The organism is Pandoraea vervacti, from assembly GCF_000934605.2.
GTDB classification, from domain to species: domain Bacteria; phylum Pseudomonadota; class Gammaproteobacteria; order Burkholderiales; family Burkholderiaceae; genus Pandoraea; species Pandoraea vervacti.
This window is the reverse complement of the sequence record NZ_CP010897.2, coordinates 753,405-772,019: the sequence shown is the minus strand read 5'-3', so window position 1 is coordinate 772,019 and position 18,615 is coordinate 753,405. Positions and strand designations below refer to the sequence as shown.

Sequence of the window (18,615 nt, the reverse complement as noted above, 5' to 3'; positions counted from 1 at the left end):
TAGGGTCTTTGCCCATCTTTTACTTCTATCGCTACAAATTTCGTAGACCGAATATTACTCAATAATTAAGTATTTGCTTGCATCCACGATCAGTCTTTATAAAATCGACCAAAATCTGTTGAATTATTGAAAATAAATAGTCCAAACTAATTTTTGCGGGGATCATGATAGAGTTCGACGCCTGACTTCGGGCAGTCCGATTCAGGACACGCCTTTCACGCTTGATTTCACTTTTCGACCCGACACTTCAGGTCTGGATCGGCTCGCCCCGTCGCGGCGGCATCACCCTTCGACGTTTCACGATGAATCTCGCTTCGTATCGCTTTGTCACGCCTGTCCGTCGTCTGCTTTTTGTCACCGCATTGACGTCTTCCACGCCGTTTTGTGCGGCCATCGCGCAAACGCCGCCACCGGCAGTGGACGCGGCGGCGACCAATGCTCGCCAACAACAACTGCTTGAGCAGCAGCGCCAGGCACAGGAGCGAGCCGCCGCGGTCAACACACCCTCCGTACGCACTGAAGTTCTCGCCGCCGATGGCTTCCCTGCCCTGCCGGAGGAATCTCCGTGCTTTGCGGTGACATCGTTTTCTCTGGAAGTGCCCGCGGCGCTACCACCGCGAGCGCAGGCTGCGGGAGCATCGACTTTGCCGCTCGACCCGTTCGCCTTTGCGTATGAATGGCTCGATCACTACCGTGGACAATGCCTCGGCCAGCGCGGCATTGCTGCGATCACAGCCGGTCTGACGAGGTTGATCCTGGCGAAAGGTTATGTGACCACACGTGTTCTGATTCCCGAGCAGGACCTGTCGACCGGCACGCTCAGGCTCACGCTGATACCGGGCTTGATCCGCGACATCCGCTTTTCGGATGCATCGCAATACGGCACATGGCGCACTGCTTTCCCTGCAACGCCGGGAGACCTGCTGCAATTGCGCGACCTCGAACAAGGGCTGGAGCAAATGAAGCGCGTGGCAAGCCAGGATGTGACAATGCAGATTGTGCCGGCCGACGCGCCGGGGCAGAGTGACGTCGTCATCGAGGTCAACCGTGCGAAACGCTGGAGCGTCGTCGCATCGGTGGACAACGGCGGCTCGCGCGCCACCGGGAAACTGCAAGGCAGTGTCGCTCTCGGCATCGACAATCCGTTGGGGCTTAACGACATTTTTAACGTCGGCGCAACACATGACCTCGCGTTCGCGGACAAACGTTTCGGCTCGAACGGGTGGAACGCGTTCTATTCGATTCCATGGGGATACTGGACTGCCACGGTTTCGGCCTATGCCAATCGCTATAACCAGCAGATCGCCGGGATCAACGACACATTCACGACACGCGGCCAATCACAGACCCTCGACTTCAAGCTGTCTCGTGTCATACAGCGTAGCCAGAGCAACGTACTCAGTGCACAGATCCGACTAAGCAAACGCTTTGGGAAAAGTTATCTCGAAGACACGGAAATCGATCAGCAGTATCGCAACAACACTTTTGTCGAGTTCGGCTTCGTGGAACGCCACTATGTCGGAGCCGGACAATTCGACGGCAGCCTGACGTATCGGCAGAGCGTCTCCGGACTGGGGGCAGCGTCGGAGAATGCCAACCCCGGCACACCCACCTATCGATTCGGCGTGGCGGTTCTCGATGCGAACCTCTCGCTGCCGCTGGGGCAATTGCCGCTTCGGTACATGACGACCTTTCATGGCCAATACACAAACGATGTTCTTCACTACATCGACGATCTGACCATCGGCAGTCGCTATACGGTTCGGGGCTTCGACGGAGAATCGTCGCTTGCGGCAGAGAAAGGCTTCTATTGGCGAAACGAGTTGCAGTGGGCCTTGGGTGCGTCCGGCACGTCATTATTCGCCGGCGTGGACTACGGCCGAGTGAGTGGGCCTTCCGCGCAGTACTTGGCGGGAACACAGCTTGCCGGAGCCGTCATTGGACTGCGCGCACGCGCGAGGCTCCCTGTCGGGTTTGTCTCCGGGGAAGTCTTTGCAGGCACGCCAATTTACAAGCCTTCGTCGTTCCAGACTGCGCACACCACCGTTGGCTTTTCCCTCACCGCCCAATTCTGAGAGTCCGAAGGGCTAACGACCTGATGGCCCCTAAGCCACCGTCAACCCCAATGTCTCGCCCACTGTCGCAGCGAGGAAATCGGCCAGTGCACGGCGCGGTGCCGACGGCGGAGCGCCCCCCTCCACCAGCGCAATCTCGGCAGGCGGCGGCGGGGGCAAGGCATCGCAAATCCGGTGGTCGCTTAGCAGCACCGTCTCCGGCAACACCGACACGCCCAGACCGGATGACACCGCTGCCTGAATGCCCGCCAGGCTGTGGCTGCCGAACGCCATGCGCCACGGGCGTTGCGCCGCATCCAGACATCGAATCGCGCGCTGGCGGTAAATGCAACCTTGAGGAAATAGCGCGAGCGGCGCCGGCGCATGCGCCAGCGCGTCTGTGTCGGCATTCGCCGCCATCGCCCAGACCAGCGTCTCCGGCCACGCCATCAAGGCATCTCCCTGCCCCGGCTCGCGCTTGACGAGCGCAAGCTCGAGGTCGCCCGCACTTAGCCGCTCGCGCAGGTCGGTGCTCATTCCCGCCACGATGTCCAGCCGGATGTCGCCGTGGGTCTGCACGAACCGCGAGAGCATGTCCGCCATGCGGCGCGCATCGATGTCCTCCGGCAGCCCGACTCGCACCGTCGACACGCGAGCGTCGTTCTCCATCGCGTCGACAGCCTCCATCGAGATTGCCAGAAGCTTGCGCGCGTATTGGGCAAGCAGTTCGCCGTGGCGCGTGGGCGTGACGTTCACCCCGGAGCGGTCTCGCATGAGCAACTGGCGTCCGACGTCGTCCTCCAGCCGCCGGATCTGCTGACTCACGGTCGACTGCGTTCGGTGTACCCGTTGCGCCGCCCGCGTGAAACTGCCTTCGTCGACCACCGCGACCAGTGTCTTGAGCAAGCCGAGATCCATCATGGCGGCACCATATTTGCATGTTCGATAAGTTGATGATTTTAATTTAATTTCCAAATATCTCAGCGAATGACTACGCTGACGACATTCCCACCTCCTTCGAGCGTCGTCATGTCCACTCCGTCCGCTTCACCCAAAGCTTCGCTGAAACACAGCACGCGCGCGCCATGGCTCACTTTCGACTGCTACGGCACCCTCATTCAATGGGACGAAGGCCTGCGCGACGCCGTCACGCGCATCCTGCAAAGCAAGCCCGGTCACAACATCGGTACGGCAGACCTGATTTCGACCTTCGATCGGCACGAGCACGCGCTGGAGCAAACCCCGCCGCATCGCCGCTTCCGTGACGTCGCCGGCGAGGGGCTTCGCCTCGCGTTACAGGACCTCGGGCTGCAAGCCTCGCCGCAAGACATCGAAATGCTGACGGGCAACATCTGCGCGATGCCGCCATTTCCTGAAGTCGTGCCGACGCTCGCAGCTCTGAAGGCGCGCGGCTACCGGCTATGCATCATCTCGAACACGGACGACGACATCATTGCGGGCAACGTCGCGCAACTGGGCGGGCACATCGATCGCGTCATCACGGCGCAGCAAGCCGGGGCGTACAAGCCGAACCGACGCCTGTTCGATTACGCACACGCTCAGCTCGGCGTGACGAAAGACGACGTGGTGCATATCTGCGCCAGCCCCCATCTCGATCACGCCGCCGCGCGCGACATCGGCTTCCGGTGCGTGTGGGTGGATCGCGGCACGGGCCGCCGTCCGTTGCCCGATTACACGCCCGACGCCACCGTCGCCACGCTCGACGCCGTGGTACCGTTATTCGATTCGTTGGGGTGGTAGGGGACTGACTTTGCAGCTTCAGTGCCGCAGCCCGCACGACCGAATGACCCCGCGAACCCGTGAACACGAGGAGACCGACATGGCGCATACGCTATCGTTGAGCACCGACGGCGCATCCCTTCACATCGACAATATCGATCTGGATTCGCCTGCCGTACGCACCGCCCGCGAAGAACTCGCGGCATGCTTCCGGCTCGCTGCGATGCACGGCTTCGAGGAAGGCATCTGCAATCATTTCTCGGCAATGCTGCCGGGCAGCGACCGGTGGTTCCTCGTCAACGCTTTCGGACTGGCGTTCGAAGAAGTCACGGCGTCGAATCTGCTGGTGTGCGACGTCGACGGCCATGTCGTGGCCGGCGACGGTGTGCCCGAAGCCACGGCCTTCTACATCCATGCGCGGCTGCATAAGGCCAACCCGCGCGTGCGCGCCGCCTTTCACACCCACATGCCGTGGGCAACCGCGCTCGCAATGAGCGAGGGCGAACCGCTTGTCTGGGCAGGACAGACCGCCCTCAAGTTCTACGGCCGAACCGTCGTCGATACCGATTACAACGGTCTGGCGCTGGGCAACGAAGAAGGCGATCGCATCGCGGCGGCCATGGGCGACGCCGATATCGTGTTCATGAAGCATCACGGCGTGATGGTCGCAGGACCGAGCATTGCCGAAGCGTGGGATGATCTCTACTATCTCGAACGGGCCTGCGAAGTGCAATGCAAGGCGATGAGCACCGGACGCGAGCTCCGTCCGGTAGCCGAAGCCATCGCCCGACGCACGGCCGCCGACATGCGCGCGGGCGACCCGCACAGCGCCCGCGCTCATCTGGACAGCGCAATGCGCCGTCTGCGGGCCGCCGGGGTGCCGTTCGACTGCTAAGGTCGACGCCGAGACCGCGAAAAGTCGTCTCGGAAGGCGCCCAGCAATCTTGTCGGCGCGGGCATCTCATCCAGTGAGAGCGCCCGCCCAGCAAGGCCGACAGACCGACGGCGGACCGACAATCGCCCCGCGCACTTCGTGAGCGGCTCACAAGCGCACATGCAGCGCTAAGCAAAGCAAAAAGCATCAGTTGGGCTGACCCCGGCACGCTTCTAGAATGGGCAAGTCGTCCATTTTCTGCCGGGAGCTGTCGTGTCCAGTCGTTCTGTTTCGGGTGTGTTTGTCGCCGCCACCACCCTCACCGCCCTCACCGCCCTCACCGCCCTCACCGCCGTAGTCGCGTTTGTGTACCCTACCTCCATCGTTTCCTTCCCACATCAACGCATTGGAGGTCAGGCATGAGCAAGCTCCCCGCACCGGTTCTCGATCACGTCGTCATCAACGTCAAGGGCGAACTCGAAGCGTCCGTCGACACCTACCGTCGGCTGGGCTTCTCGCTGACGGAACGAGGTCATCATTCGCTCGGCACCAGCAACCATCTGGCGATCTTCGGCGAGAACTATCTTGAGCTGCTCGGTTACGAAGCCGGCAAATCGACCGCCCGACCGGACGTCACGCAAGCCCCGCTCGGCCTCACCGGTCTTGTCTTCAAGACACAGGACTCCCTCGGCCTGTTCACCGAATTGCAGGCGCGCGGCATCGGCGTGGAGACGCCCGCCGAGTTTTTCCGTCCGGTACGCCTGCCCGACGGCACCACGCAGGACGCCCGCTTTCGCACCGTGCGACTGGCCAGCGAACTTGTGCGCAATGGCCGCACCTTCTTCTGCCACCACTTCACCCCCGAGCATGTCTGGCGCGACGAATGGCGCGACCATCCGAACGGGGTGACGGACATCGTCGGCTTCGTGATCGCGTCGCCGAATCCGGCCGTTACCGCAGCGCTCTACGACCGTGTCTTCGGCCCCGGCATTCTGAGCGCCACCGGCGACAAGGGTTTCTCGTTCACCGCCGGTCGCGCCCGCGTGCACTTCGTCACGCCGGCAGAAGCCGAGCAGCGCTTCGGCCGTGTCGAGACGACGAACGACGGCAGCGAGCGCAGCGTCGCACTGATTCTGCGCACACGCTCGCTTGCCCAGACGCAAGCCACGCTGCGCGAGAATGGCGTGCCGTGGACCACGCTCGACGACGGCTCGGTACTTGTCGCCGCAGCCGACGGTTTCCACGTCGCGCTTCAGTTCGTGGAAGGGGAAGCGGCATGAGCGGACAACCCACCTGGTGGCAGGCGTTCGGCGTCGACTATGCAGACGCGCGCCAACGCTTTCGCAGTGCCGCCGACCGCGCGGGCGCGAGCCTGACGAGCTACGTTCATCCCGACGCCAAAGCGCCCGACGGCAGCGAACTCAGTGTGGATGTCGCGCGTCTCGGGCCGGCGCACGCCGCGCACCAGTTGCTGGCCATCAGCGGCACGCACGGTCTCGAGGGCGGGGCCGGCTCGGCAGTGCAAACGGCCTGGCTCGCACACGCCGCCGACACGTTGCCGAACGACGTCGCGGTGACCTTCGTGCACGCGATCAACCCTTACGGCTTCGCGCACGCCACGCGTACCACGGAAAACAACGTCGATCTGAATCGCAACTTCATCGACCATGGTTTGCCGCATCCGGTCAATCCGCACTACGCATCGCTGCACGATCACCTGATTCCCGCGCAGTGGACGACCGAAGGGCTCGCGCAAAGCGCCCGCGCCATCGACGCCTTTCGCGCCGAGCATGGCCCGGACGCCCTCTTCAACACGCTCGCCAGCGGTCAGTACACGCACGCCGACGGCCTCATCTATGGCGGGCGTGCGCGCGAATGGTCCAACGTCACGTTGCAGACCATCGTCGAGCGCGAGCTCTCTCAAGCCCAGCGTATCGGCCTCATCGACTGGCATACGGGCATCGGCGAATACGGAGAACCGTTCTTCCTGTGCTTCAACGCCGAAGGCAGCGAGTCGCAGCGCGAAGCCACGCGCTGGTGGGGCGCCGAACGTGTGCTGGACCAACGCCCTCATGGGCTGCAACGCCCCGACTATCAAGGACTGGTATTCCGTGGCGTGGAGCAGTTTGCCAAGGGACGCCCGGTCATCGGAGCGGTCGTGGAGTTCGGCACGCGTGGCTCGAACGCCAGTCAGGCGAACCGGCTCGACCAGTGGCTGCGCTCGCGTGCCAAGGACCACCCCGACGCCGTACGTGATCGCCAACTGCGCGCCGACGTGCTCGACGCGTTCGTGCCCGTCTCGTCCGTGTGGCGCAACAGCGTGCTCGCGCACGGGTTGCAGATCACGGCACAAGCGCTGCAGGGGCTCGCCACGCGCGCATAGGTTCAGGTACGCGCAAGCGTACAGAACGACCTGACTCTTTCCGTTTTTTAACAAGCATCGGCGTCTGCCCGAGGGAGACGCTCATTCTGAAATTGACACTCGAATCGATATGAAAGCCATCGTATTGCGTGAACACGGCGATAACAGCGCCCTGAAATTAGAAACCGACTTTCCCGATCCCGTGGCGGGCGAAGGCGAAGTGGTGCTGCGCGTGCGCGCCTCGTCGCTGAACTATCACGACGTCTTCACGCGCCGCGGCATGCCCGGCATCAAGCTGCCGTTCCCGGTGATCATTGGGCTCGATGTCGCTGGCGAGATCGCGAGCATCGGCCCCGGCGTTCAGGGCTGGTCCGTGGGCGATCGCGTGCTGGTTGACCCGATCAATCGCGTGACCGGCGGTCTCGTGGGCGAAACGACGCACGGGGGGCTGGCCGAACTCTGCCGCGTGCCCGAACATCAGTTGGTGCGCCTGCCCGATGGCGTTTCCTTCGACGACGCTGCGGCGCTGCCCGTCGCCTACGGCACGGCGCTGCGCATGATGCAGCGCATTGGTCAGATCAAGGCTGGCGAGCGCGTGCTGATTCTGGGCGCGAGTGGCGGCGTGGGGGTGTGCGCGGTGCAACTCGCCAAGCTGGCCGGCGCCGAAGTCATCGCCTGCGCCGGTTCGCGCGAAAAGGGCGAACGTCTGCGCGAGCTCGGCGCGGACGACATCATCTATTACACCGAAGAAGACTTCGTCGAGGTGGTGCGCACGCGCTACGGCAAGGCCGCGCGCCGTCGCGGCGCGGCGAACAATGGCGGCGTCGACGTCGTGGTGAACTTCACCGGCGGCGACACCTGGACACGCTCGCTGCGCACGCTGCGTCAGGGCGGGCGAGTGCTGACGTGCGGCGCGACGGCAGGCTTCGATCCGAAGGAGGATCTGCGCTTCATCTGGACGTTCGAATTGCAGATTCGCGGCTCGAACGGCTGGGAGCGAGAAGACCTGCACGAACTGCTCGATCTGGTCGCCAGCGGCAAGCTGCGCGTGCTGGTGGACAAGAAGTGGCCGCTGGAAGACGGCGCAAAGGCGCTCGCGTCGCTGGAGAACCGCCAGATCGTCGGCAAAGTGCTGGTGGGCGCATGAGTACGACGACCCAAACCTCCCAGACGTCTCAGACGACTCAGACGACGCAATCGCCCTCCACGCTGTCTGTGGAGCAGGTGCAGAAGGCGTTCGATCATTCGACGTTCATCGCCTGGCTCGGCATGCGCGTGACGTCGCTCGATCACGACGCACAGGTCATCGAAGTCGACATTCCGTTCCAGGATGCCTTCGAGCGCGGTAAAGGCACGCGCCAATGGCACGGTGGACCACTCGCCGCGATCATCGATACGGTCGGTGACTTCGCCGTCGGCATGCTCGTCGGACGCGGACTGCCGACGGTCAACTTTCGCGTGGACTACCTGCGCCCGGCCATCGACACCGATCTTCACGCGATCGCACGGGTGCGGCGGCTCGGCAAGAGCATCGGGGTCGCCGACGTCGACCTGTTCAATGCGAAGGGTGCGCTCGTCGCCATCGGGCGCGCGAGCTACGCCACGTTGCCGCCCAATTAAGGAAGCCGGGCGGACCGAGCCGTCGGTCGCGCCATCTGCCATCACTGCCTAGCCGATTGAAGGCGCCTCGCGAGATCGCCGGGCGCCGAGTTTTCCGGAGTTCATCATGCGCAAGTCCCGGGGCCTGTCCCGTCGTCAGTTTCTCTATCGCAGCGCCAGCGGCACACTGGCTGCCACCTCCGCCGTGCTCGCGGGCACCGCCGGTTGGCTGGTGTCTCCCACGCGCGCCGTCGCAGCGGACGGCGTACCGCGTCGTGGCGGCACGCTCGTGGCAAGCTGGGGCGGGCTCGAACCGCAGGCGCTCTTCGTGCCGGGCGGCGGCGGCTCCAGTCCGTTCATGACGTCGACCAAGATTCTCGAGCGTCTGCTCAAGATCGACGAGAAGCTCGCGTTCCAGCCGGTGCTGGCCACGGACGTACGCGCCTCCGCCGACTTCAGGACGTACACGGTGTCGCTTCGCAAGAACGTGCTCTGGCACGACGGCAAACCATTCACCGCCGATGACGTGGTCTACAACGTGCAGGAGCACTGGAAGCCGATCGCAGCGGGCGTTGCGCTGAAATCGCTCAAGCGGGTCAGCGCGACCGATGCCCATACCGTCAAGCTCGAATTCTCCAGCCCGGTGCCGGAGTTCTTCTTCAAGTCGATCCTCGCCGGTCAGTATCAGGTGGTCGTGCCGAAGCATCTCTATGCGGGCAAGGACATCATTACGAACCCGCTGAACAACACGCCGATCGGCACGGGGCCGTGGAAATATGGACAGTGGGTGCGAGGCAGCCATGTCGCATACACGCGCAACGAGCAATACTGGAACTCGGCGCAGCCCTACCCAGAAAAGCTCATCATTCGCTGGTGGGGCGACCCCGCGTCGCGCTCGGCCGCGCTGGAGACCGGGGAGTTGCAGGTGGCCTTCTCCAACCCGGTGCCGGCACGCGACATCGACCGGCTCGTGAAGACGGGCAAGATCGCCGTCGACACGAAGGGCTACGAGAACGACGCGTGGACGGTGACCGCAGAATTCAACCAGCGACGCGAGCACGTGAAGCGCCGCGAAGTGCGTCAGGCGATTTTGCACGCCATCGACCGCAAGTTCATCATCGACACGATCTACTTCGGTCGGGGCAAGCCAGCCGTCTCCCCGATCTTCCGCACCAATTCGTTGTTCTTCACCGACGACGTGCCGAAGTATCCGTTCGATCCCGCCAAGGCGAATGCGCTGCTCGACGCCGCCGGCCTGCCGCGCAAGAACGGCTCGCGCTTCTCCGTCAATCTGGTCGCCGCCGCGTGGTTCGAAGAGAACGCCAAGCTCGGTCAGTACCTCAAGCAGGCATTGCAGGACATCGGCATCACCGTGAAGCTCGATTCGCTCGATCGCGCAACTGCACTCAAGCGCATTTACAGCGATTACGACTACGACATCGCCGTCTCGAACTTCACCGCGCCGCTCGAACTCGTGCCGGTCGTGACGCAGTTCTTCACCACGGACGGCATCGTCAAAGGTGCGGCGTTCCGCAATGCCACCGGCTATTCGAATCCGGCGATGGATGCGCTCGTCGACAAGCTGACCGTCGAGACCGACAACGCAAAGCGCCAGAAGCTCGCACACGAGTTCGCACGCCTGGCAGCGACGGACGTGCCACTGGTGCCGCTCGTCGAGATGGAGTCGTTCACGCTCACACGCACCAACGTGCGCAGCGCCACGACGAGCGCCAACGTGCAGGGCGACGCGCTGGCCGACGTCTGGCTCGCGTCGTAAGGAGTCGGCTGTCATGGTGACGCGTCTGCTGCTGCGCCGGGTCCTCCAGGCAGTGCCATTGCTGCTGGGGGTGATCGTCATGAACTTCTGCCTGATCCAGTCGGTGCCCGGCACGTTGCTCGACGTGATGACCGCCGAGCAGCAGGTGACCGACCCCGCGCTGATCGAGCGCTTGCGCGTGACCTACGGCATGGACAAGCCGCTGTGGCAGCAACTACTGCACTACATCAACTCCGTCGTGCATCTCGATCTCGGGTATTCGTACCGCCACAACCTGCCGGTGTTCGACGTCATCATGGCGCACCTGCCGGCCACGCTGGTGCTGATGCTCGCGAGCCTGCTCATTGCCGTCATCGTCGGCGTGAGCGCCGGGGTCATCGCCGCGGTCAACGTCAATACGTGGCGCGACACGCTGGTGTCCGTTGCGGCGGTGGCGTGCTTCGCCGCACCCAGTTTCTGGCTCGGCATCATGCTCATCATTCTGTTCTCGGTGAAGCTCGGCTGGTTCCCGGTCGGCGGCATGACGACCATCGGCATGGATTACGGCACCGGCTTCACGGGGGCATGGCATGCATCGCTCGATGTCCTGCATCACCTCGCGTTGCCCGCCGTCACGCTTGGCCTCTTTTACGCCGCGACGTACGCACGCGTCATGCGCGCCTCGATGCTCGAAGTGGCGCGTCAGGATCACGTGCGAACCGCTCAGGCGAAGGGCCTCACCCGCCGGGCGGTCATCACGCGCCACATGGTGCGCAACGCGATGTTGCCGGTCGTCACGTTGCTCGGCCTGCAACTCGGTACGGTGCTCGGCGGCAGCATCGTCGTCGAGGCCGTATTCAGTTGGCCCGGCATTGGCGGCGTGTTGTTCGACAGCGTAATGAGCCGCAACTACCCGGTCGTGCTCGGACTGCTCGTGCTCAGCTCCGCGCTGGTGATTGTCGCGAACATCGCCGTCGATCTGATTTACACACGGCTCGATCCGCGTATCCGCACGCATGCTTCATAACGCTTGTCATGCGCTTGTAACGCTTTGAAACGCTCCCGCTTCGTCGAAACGAACTGGTTTTTCCTATGACGTCTTCCGCCGATTCCACCCTCGACGCGCTCACCGCGAGCGCCGCCTCCGATTTGCCTCGCGCGCCACGGCGCGGCGCGCGCGCATGGCAGCAATTCGCGCGTCACGGCGGCGCCGTTGCCGGTGCGCTGCTGCTCGCGCTGATCGTGATCGTCGCCCTGTGTGCCGGGTGGTGGTATCCGGGGGATCCGCTGCGAATCGTCGCTGCGCCGGAGATCTGGCCCCTCGAACAGTGGCAATACCCGCTCGGTACTGACGCTCTCGGACGCGACATCGCCGCCATGCTGGCGCACGGCGCACGCGCAACGCTCGCCATCGGTCTGGTGGCGAGTGTCGCCGCTACGCTCATCGGTGTGTCGATCGGCGCGATGGCCGCGTGGTGGGGCGGGTGGATCGACGAAGTCCTCATGCGCGTGACGGAACTGTTCCAGATCGTGCCGAACGTGGTGTTCGTGCTCACCGTCGTGGCCATTCTGGGCCCGCGCATCGAGAACACGGTGATCGCCGTGGCGCTGGTGTCATGGCCCGCCATCGCACGACTGACCCGCGCCGAATGCCTGTCGTTCAAGTCCCGCGAATTCGTGCAGGCCTGCCGCACGGTCGGACTCTCGCCGTGGCGCATCGCCCTGCGCGAAGTCTTGCCGAACGCGCTGCCGCCGGTGCTCGTGATGGGCACGCTGGTCGTTGCCGGGGCGATTCTCTACGAGTCGGTCGTGTCGTTTCTCGGACTGGGCGATCCCAACATCGCGAGCTGGGGGCGTCAGATCGGTGAAGGCCGCACGCTGATCCGCTCGTCCTGGTACCTGTGCGCCGAACCGGGCGTAGCCATCATGCTCGCCGTGCTGGCCCTGAATCTCGTGGGCGACGGCCTGAACGACGCCCTGAATCCGACGTTGCGCAAGCGCTGAGCGCTTGCCCCCGTGCCTGTTTCACGAAACTCCATGTTCCCTCGAATCCTATGACTCACCGCTGGCACAACCTGGGCGACCTCGTCGACCGGTCTCTCGATCTGAACACGACGGCCATCGTCGACCTGCGAGACGAGACGCATCCGCACACTTATACGCATGCCGACATCGATCGCCTGGCAAACGGCGTCGCGACAACCCTGCGCGCGCGCGGACTGCCCGACGGCGCGCACATCGCCATCGCCTCGCTCAACCGAGCGGAGTACCTGATCGCCTACTTCGGCATCATGCGCGCGGGCTACGTGGCGGTGCCGATCAACATCAAGCAGTCGCGCGAGATCCTGGACTACGTGATCGACGACGCCGGCATCTCGCTGGCCTTCGTCGACGGTGCACGCCGTGATGCACTTGCCGCACGCGTGCCCGTCATCGACTTCGACGATGCGGGCCCTGCGGGCTTCGCCACGCAAATCCGGCCGACGGATTTCGACGCCGTGCGTCCCGCCGACGATCGCGTCGCGCAGATGCTCTACACGTCGGGCTCGACGGGTAAGCCCAAGGGCGTGCCGCTCACGCACGCGGGACAACTCTGGGCATTGGGAGCCACCTATGTGCGCCCCGACAATCCGGCAACGGAGCGCTATCTGCTGGCCCAGCCGCTGTTTCACATGAACGGCCTGTTCATGGCCAAGCGCGCGTTCTCGGTAAACGGCACGCTGGTGATCCTGCCGTCGTTCGACGTGGCGTCGTACGTCGACGCGCTGGAGCGCTATCGCATTACCGTGCTGACCGCCGTGCCGACAATGTTCGCGCGTCTGGTCAAAGACCCGCAGACGCTCGCCGGGCGCGACGTGTCGTCGCTCAAGCGGGTCATGCTCGGCTCCGCGCCCATGAGCACGGCGTTGCTCGCCCGCATTCAGGCGGCATTCCCGCAGACCCATATCCATCACGGCTACGGAACCACGGAAGCCGGACCGAGCATTTTTGGTCCCCACCCCGACGGCATTGCGCTGCCGCCGCTGGCGCTCGGCTATCCGCTCTCGCCCGACGCGGTGAAGCTCGTCGACGGTCCCGATGCGAATCAGGGCGTGCTCTGCATGCGCAATCCGGCGGTCATGCGCGGCTATCACCGTCTGCCGGAAAAGTCGGCGCAAGTGCTCGACGACGGCTGGTACTACAGCGGCGACGTGATGCGTCGCGACGCCAATGGCTTCTTCTACTTCGTGGGACGTGCCGACGACATGTTCGTCTGTGCCGGCGAGAACATCTATCCGGTCGAAGTGGAAAAGCTGCTGGAGGCCCATCCGGAAGTGCGGCAGGCAAGCGTTGTGCCGTTAGCCGACGAAGAGCGCGCCGCCGTGCCGGTGGCGTTCGTGGTGCGTCAGCCCGGCAGCACGCTGAGCGTCGACGCCCTCAAGCAACACGCGCTCGCGAACGGTCCGGCGTATCAGCACCCGCGTCGTGTCGCCTTTGTGGCCGAGCTGCCATGGGCCGGAACCAACAAGGTCGACCGGCATGCACTGCTGGAACAGGCGCGTGCGCTCGAAGCCGCGCAGGCGTGGAGCGATCAACGGGTCCATGCGCCCTCGCTTACATCTCTCACCTCTCTCACTTCTTCCACCGGAGCCATCCGATCATGAGTCAGTTCTCCGAATCCCACGATCCGATCCGTCTCGACGGCAAGGTCGCGCTCGTCACTGGCGCGAGTCGCGGCATCGGTCGCGCCATCGCCACAGCGCTCGCCTCGCGCGGCGCAAGCGTCGCCGTGCATTACAACGCTGCGGCCGATGATGCCGAAACGCTCGTTGCACAATTGCGCGCCAGTGGCGCACGCGCCTTTGCCGTGCAGGCCGATCTCTCGTCGCCGGATGGCGCGCGCCTGCTCGTCGAACGCTTCATCCAGGCGCTGGCCGCGCACGATCTGCCGCCGCAGTTCGACATCCTCGTGAACAACGCCGGAGTCGGCCTTCGGGCGCGCATCGACGCCGTGACGCCGGAGGATTTCGACCGCGTGCTGCAAGTGAATCTGAAGTCGCCGTTTTTTGTGATCCAGCATGCGCTCGGGCATCTGAAGTCCGGCGGACGCATCGTCAACGTCTCGTCGATCGGCACGCGCGCGGCCTATCCGGAGATGAGCGTCTATGCGCCGGCGAAAGCCGGACTGGAAGCCCTGACGCTCTCGCTCGCCGCCGACCTCGGTGCACGCGGCATCACCGTCAATGCCGTGCTGCCCGGCGCCACCGCAACCGACCTGAACAAGCGCGCCAGCGATCCCGTCGCCAGCCAGGCGATTGCGCAGACGGTAGCGCTCGGGCGTGTTGGCGAGCCGCGCGACATCGCACAAATCGTGGCGTTTCTCGCCAGCGATGCCGGTCGGTGGATCACCGGTCAGGCCATCGATGCGAGCGGCGGCCAACGCCTCTGAGCTTGCGCGCAGACCGCGCCGAGACCTTTCCTTTTTGTCGCGAACCTTACGGACCGCCATCATGACGACACTTCTGGACGTCGAACATCTCACGCTCGACTTGCCGCCCAATGCGGATCGTCCGCATGCGCTTCACGACGTCTCGTTCTCGCTCGCGCGCGGCGAGATCCTCTGTATGGTCGGGGAAAGCGGCTCGGGCAAATCGATGACCGCCAGTACCCTGCTCGGTCTGCTGCCCCCGGGCGTACGGGTGAGCGGCGGACGCATCGCGTGGGAAGGCGCGGGCAACCTGCTGGCGCTGCCCGAGGCAGAGCGTCGGCGCTGGCGCGGTTCACGCATCGGCATGATCTTTCAGGAGCCGATGACGGCGCTCAATCCGCTGCGCACCATCGGCGATCAGATCGCCGAGGTCTATCGCACGCACACCCGCCTGCCCGGCAGCACGATCCGGGCACGCACCCTGGAATGGCTGGACGCCGTGCAGATCCCGTCGCCCAACGACGCCGCCAAGCGCTACCCGCACGAGTTGTCCGGCGGTCAGCGTCAGCGTGCCATGATCGCCATGGCGCTCGCACTCGAACCCGAGTTGCTGATCGCGGATGAGCCGACCACCGCACTCGACGTCACGACGCAAGCACAGATCCTCACGCTGATCCGCGACTTGCAGCAACGCAAGGGCACGGGCGTGCTCTTCATCACGCACGACTTCGGGGTGGTGGCGGAAATTGCGGATCGCGTGGCGGTCATGCGCCACGGCGAGATCGTCGAACAAGGGACGGCGCAGACGGTCCTGACGCAGCCGTCGCAAGAATACACACGCACACTGATCGCGGCGGTGCCTGCATTGCCTGCATTGCCTGCTTCGTCGCGCACGGGCGCGGCTGTCGCGCCTGCGCTCGCCCCGGTAGTCGCCGAGGTAGTCGCCGAGACCGCACCGCCCGTCCTGCGCATCGAGCAGGTGCACAAGACGTACGCGAAGCACGGCTGGCTCGGCAAGAAGGCGCAGGCGCACAGCGCGGCATTGCGCGACGTCACCCTCGATGTCGGCAACGGCAGAACGTTGGGGATCGTCGGTGAAAGCGGTTCGGGCAAGTCGACGCTCGCGCGCTCGATTCTCCGGTTGATGACGCCCGATGCCGGGCGCATTCTCTACGGCGACACGGACCTCGCCAGCGCCTCGCTCGACGCCGAGGCGCGTCGCAGGGCGCTCGATATTCAGATGGTGTTTCAGGACCCGTTCAGTTCGCTCAATCCGCGCCGGCGCGTGGGCGACATCGTCACGCAAGGGCCGATCGCACGCGGTGAGCCGGCGCGCGAGGCGCATGCGCACGCGCTGGAACTGTTCGAACTCGTCGGCCTGAGTGCGGACGCCCTCGATCGCTTCCCCCACGAGTTCTCCGGCGGACAACGTCAGCGTATCGGCCTTGCCCGAGCGCTGGCGATGCGCCCGAAGGTGCTCGTTGCCGACGAGCCGGTGTCCGCGCTCGACGTCTCCGTGCAGGCGCAAGTGCTGCGCTTGCTCGCGCGGCTCAAGGCCGATCTCGGACTATCGATGATTTTCATCACGCACGACCTGCGCATCGCCGCGCAGTTGTGCGACTCGCTCGCCGTGATGAAGTCAGGCAGCGTGGTCGAGTACGGTGACACGGCGACCCTCTTTCGCGCGCCGTCGCATCCGTACACACGCGCGCTGCTCGACGCGATTCCGGGCCGACGCCGCGAACTTCAGGCGGCCGCCTGATCATTTGCGCAAGTCGGCAATCGAGAGGTAGGGCAGCCAGGTGCCCGAGGCCGACAGGCTCGCGAAGACGTGTTCTTTCGTCTGCTGGAGAAACGTCTCGATGTGTTGCCGGGCAAGCGCTTCCGCGCGCGGCGCGTTGCCCGTGACCAGGGCGCCGATGATGCTTTCGTGATCGTGTTCGATGCGCGGGCGCACGCCCTGGACGCCAAAGCCCAGCGAGACGAGGCGCGCCATGTCGTCCATCAGACCGGCGAGGGTGCGATACAGACGCGCATTGCCGCTGGCTGCGGCAATCGTCAGATGGAACTTGCGGTTGGTGCGCAGAAACCATTCGATCTGATGGTCGATGGGCTTGTCCGCGAACGGCGCTTCGCAGGCTTCGTCGAGCCGCTGCAGCAGTTCGGTGTCGACGTTGCCGCACGCGAGCCGCGCCGCCATCGGCTCGATCTGCGCACGCAACGTGAATATTTCCTCGACGTCCGCCAGCGTAATCGGCGAGATCCGGTACCCCTGGCGCGGAATCGCGCGGGCGAATCCCTCGTGCACCAGTCGCACGAGCGCCACCCGGCAACTCGTGCGGGCAATGCCGTAGCGACGCATCAACTCCGCCTCGCTCACCACGGCGCCCGGCATGATGACGCAGGTCAGCACGTCGTGGCGGATACGTTCATAAGCGTCGTCCCCTCGCGCAAGGGCGACGGCCTCTTCGCTGTCGTGTGACGCGAGCGGCGATGGCGAGGCGTGAGAGGCGTGAGAGGCGGATGAGGATGAAGACGTTGGCGAAGCAGGAGACATGGTTCAGTACCCTTTGTGCGCGTCGTAGACGAACGGCAGCGGTGCGCCACGCGCATGTGCCCCCAGCACATCCGCCACCTGGCGCGCCCTTGCCGCATACGACACGGTCGAAGCGATGTGCGGTGTGACAAGCACCTTCGGATGCCGGCGCAAGGCGTCTTCCGGTGGCAAGGGCTCAAGATCGAAGACGTCGACGACCGCCGAGCGCAACCGGCCGCTATCGAGCGCATCGAGCAGTGCGTGACGGTCGAGATGCACGCCACGTCCGACCTGAATCAGGCTCGCGCCGCTCGGCAATTGCGCAAACAGCTTGCGACCGAGAATGCCGCGCGTCGCCACGGTGTCCGGCAACAGATTGACGAGAATGTCGGTCTCGGCAAGTAGCGCATCGAGTTGGGCTTCACCGGCGAAGACGTTCACGCCCGGGATCGCTTTCGGTGTGCGCGCCCAACCGTTCACGCGAAATCCGTTGGCCTGCAGACGTGCCGCGACGGCACGGCCCAGCTCACCGAGGCCGAGCACACTCACGCGCGTGTCGCGCGCGAGCCGTCCCGTCAGTTCGTTGGCCCAACGGCCGTCGCGCTGCGCGGCCACCAGCGCCGGCATGTCCCGTACGATGGCCAGCGCGGCGAACGTCACGAAGTCGCTCATGCGCTCGCGCGTCTCGTCGGTGACCATGCGCACGATGGGCACGTTCGCCGGCAGCGCCGGATCGGCGAGGATGTGATCGACGCCCGCCGCAGCGCTCAGAATCAGCTTCAGACGTGGATAGTGCGCGAGACGCCCATGATCGGGCTGATAGACCAGCGCGTACTTGACGTTGCGCGGATCGATGAACGGGTCGTCCCAGCCGTAGACGCGCAGGCCCGGGAGCAACCGCGCGAAATGGTGCTGCCATTCGGTCAGCGCGGCAGCGCCGCCCGACTTGATCAATAACGTATCGCCTTGCATGACTTCGGGGGATCGCGCCTCGCGCCATGGCGCAAGGGCTTCAGGATGGAGCGGCATCTCATCGTAGCGGCGACCCCGCGCTGCGCTAAGCATTTGTTAACGAAAAGCTTATGAAGCGATGCCGGAAATGCACCTGGCATCTCGGCATAAGGGACACGCCCCCTCCAACCGCAGACAAATTTGCATGGGGATTCGTCATTTTTCGGAAGTCGCGGCGCCTATCAAAACAGGCAGGGGATTCGCGCAGACGACCGCCCCATGGGCGTCATCACCATGCTGCGTCGCAACAATTCCACCGATTGTTTCTATATTCA

General features: G+C 64.4%; 16 protein-coding genes. 13 read left to right on the top strand and 3 right to left on the bottom strand.

Translation table 11 applies throughout. The features are described from left to right. Positions 1-302 precede the first annotated feature (302 nt). Positions 303-2,075, top strand: coding sequence for a ShlB/FhaC/HecB family hemolysin secretion/activation protein (locus UC34_RS03505; protein WP_084070959.1), 1,773 nt, complete (start codon positions 303-305; stop codon positions 2,073-2,075). Between the two features lie 30 nt (positions 2,076-2,105). Here UC34_RS03505 and UC34_RS03500 read toward each other — a convergent pair whose 3' ends face one another. Next, positions 2,106-2,975 (bottom strand): LysR family transcriptional regulator, encoded by an 870-nt coding sequence (locus UC34_RS03500; protein WP_044454000.1) that lies wholly within the window; start codon positions 2,973-2,975, stop codon positions 2,106-2,108. 108 nt (positions 2,976-3,083) lie between these two features. On the opposite strand from UC34_RS03500, the gene UC34_RS03495 reads away from it, so the two are divergent. The 12 genes from UC34_RS03495 to UC34_RS03440 all read left to right on the top strand — a co-directional run bounded on the left by UC34_RS03495 (position 3,084) and on the right by UC34_RS03440 (position 16,555). Continuing rightward, complete coding sequence (locus UC34_RS03495; protein ID WP_044453998.1) at positions 3,084-3,815, top strand: haloacid dehalogenase type II; 732 nt, start codon at positions 3,084-3,086, stop codon at positions 3,813-3,815. Between the two features lie 79 nt (positions 3,816-3,894). After that, positions 3,895-4,689, top strand: a complete 795-nt coding sequence (locus UC34_RS03490) for an aldolase (RefSeq protein ID WP_044453995.1) — start codon at positions 3,895-3,897, stop codon at positions 4,687-4,689. 398 nt (positions 4,690-5,087) lie between these two features. Beyond that, positions 5,088-5,948: a VOC family protein gene (locus UC34_RS03485; protein ID WP_044453993.1), complete on the top strand. Its 861-nt coding sequence runs from the start codon at positions 5,088-5,090 to the stop codon at positions 5,946-5,948. Then, positions 5,945-7,051 (top strand): M14 family metallopeptidase, encoded by a 1,107-nt coding sequence (locus UC34_RS03480; protein ID WP_044453991.1) that lies wholly within the window; start codon positions 5,945-5,947, stop codon positions 7,049-7,051. The genes UC34_RS03485 and UC34_RS03480 overlap by 4 nt, the downstream gene beginning before the upstream one ends. A gap of 109 nt (positions 7,052-7,160) precedes the next feature. Next, entirely contained in the window at positions 7,161-8,177 is a 1,017-nt protein-coding gene (locus UC34_RS03475; RefSeq protein WP_044453989.1) for a quinone oxidoreductase family protein, read from the top strand. Further along, positions 8,174-8,650 carry a PaaI family thioesterase gene (locus UC34_RS03470; RefSeq protein ID WP_084070337.1) on the top strand — a complete coding sequence of 159 codons (477 nt, stop codon included), beginning with the start codon at positions 8,174-8,176 and terminating at the stop codon, positions 8,648-8,650. The genes UC34_RS03475 and UC34_RS03470 overlap by 4 nt, the downstream gene beginning before the upstream one ends. Before the next feature lie 106 nt (positions 8,651-8,756). After that, the gene (locus tag UC34_RS03465) at positions 8,757-10,406 is read left to right on the top strand and encodes an ABC transporter substrate-binding protein (RefSeq protein ID WP_044453987.1); all 1,650 of its coding nucleotides are present in this window, start codon (positions 8,757-8,759) and stop codon (positions 10,404-10,406) included. Positions 10,407-10,419: 13 nt separating this feature from the next. After that, positions 10,420-11,412: an ABC transporter permease gene (locus UC34_RS03460; protein WP_044453985.1), complete on the top strand. Its 993-nt coding sequence runs from the start codon at positions 10,420-10,422 to the stop codon at positions 11,410-11,412. 65 nt (positions 11,413-11,477) lie between these two features. After that, positions 11,478-12,389 carry an ABC transporter permease gene (locus tag UC34_RS03455; protein ID WP_084070335.1) on the top strand — a complete coding sequence of 304 codons (912 nt, stop codon included), beginning with the start codon at positions 11,478-11,480 and terminating at the stop codon, positions 12,387-12,389. A 50-nt stretch (positions 12,390-12,439) separates the two neighbouring features. Beyond that, positions 12,440-14,029: a class I adenylate-forming enzyme family protein gene (locus UC34_RS03450; RefSeq protein ID WP_084070334.1), complete on the top strand. Its 1,590-nt coding sequence runs from the start codon at positions 12,440-12,442 to the stop codon at positions 14,027-14,029. Continuing rightward, positions 14,026-14,814: an SDR family oxidoreductase gene (locus UC34_RS03445; RefSeq protein WP_044453983.1), complete on the top strand. Its 789-nt coding sequence runs from the start codon at positions 14,026-14,028 to the stop codon at positions 14,812-14,814. The genes UC34_RS03450 and UC34_RS03445 overlap by 4 nt, the downstream gene beginning before the upstream one ends. Before the next feature lie 61 nt (positions 14,815-14,875). Next, positions 14,876-16,555, top strand: coding sequence for an ABC transporter ATP-binding protein (locus UC34_RS03440; RefSeq protein WP_044453981.1), 1,680 nt, complete (start codon positions 14,876-14,878; stop codon positions 16,553-16,555). On the opposite strand, the gene UC34_RS03435 is transcribed toward UC34_RS03440, so the two are convergent. After that, a complete protein-coding gene (locus tag UC34_RS03435) occupies positions 16,556-17,350 on the bottom strand; it encodes a GntR family transcriptional regulator (RefSeq protein ID WP_044453979.1) in 795 nt (264 codons plus the stop codon). Positions 17,351-17,353: 3 nt separating this feature from the next. Beyond that, on the bottom strand, positions 17,354-18,358 hold the full coding sequence (locus UC34_RS03430) for a 2-hydroxyacid dehydrogenase (RefSeq protein WP_237165226.1): 1,005 nt from the start codon (positions 18,356-18,358) through the stop codon (positions 17,354-17,356). Positions 18,359-18,615: the final 257 nt, after the last annotated feature.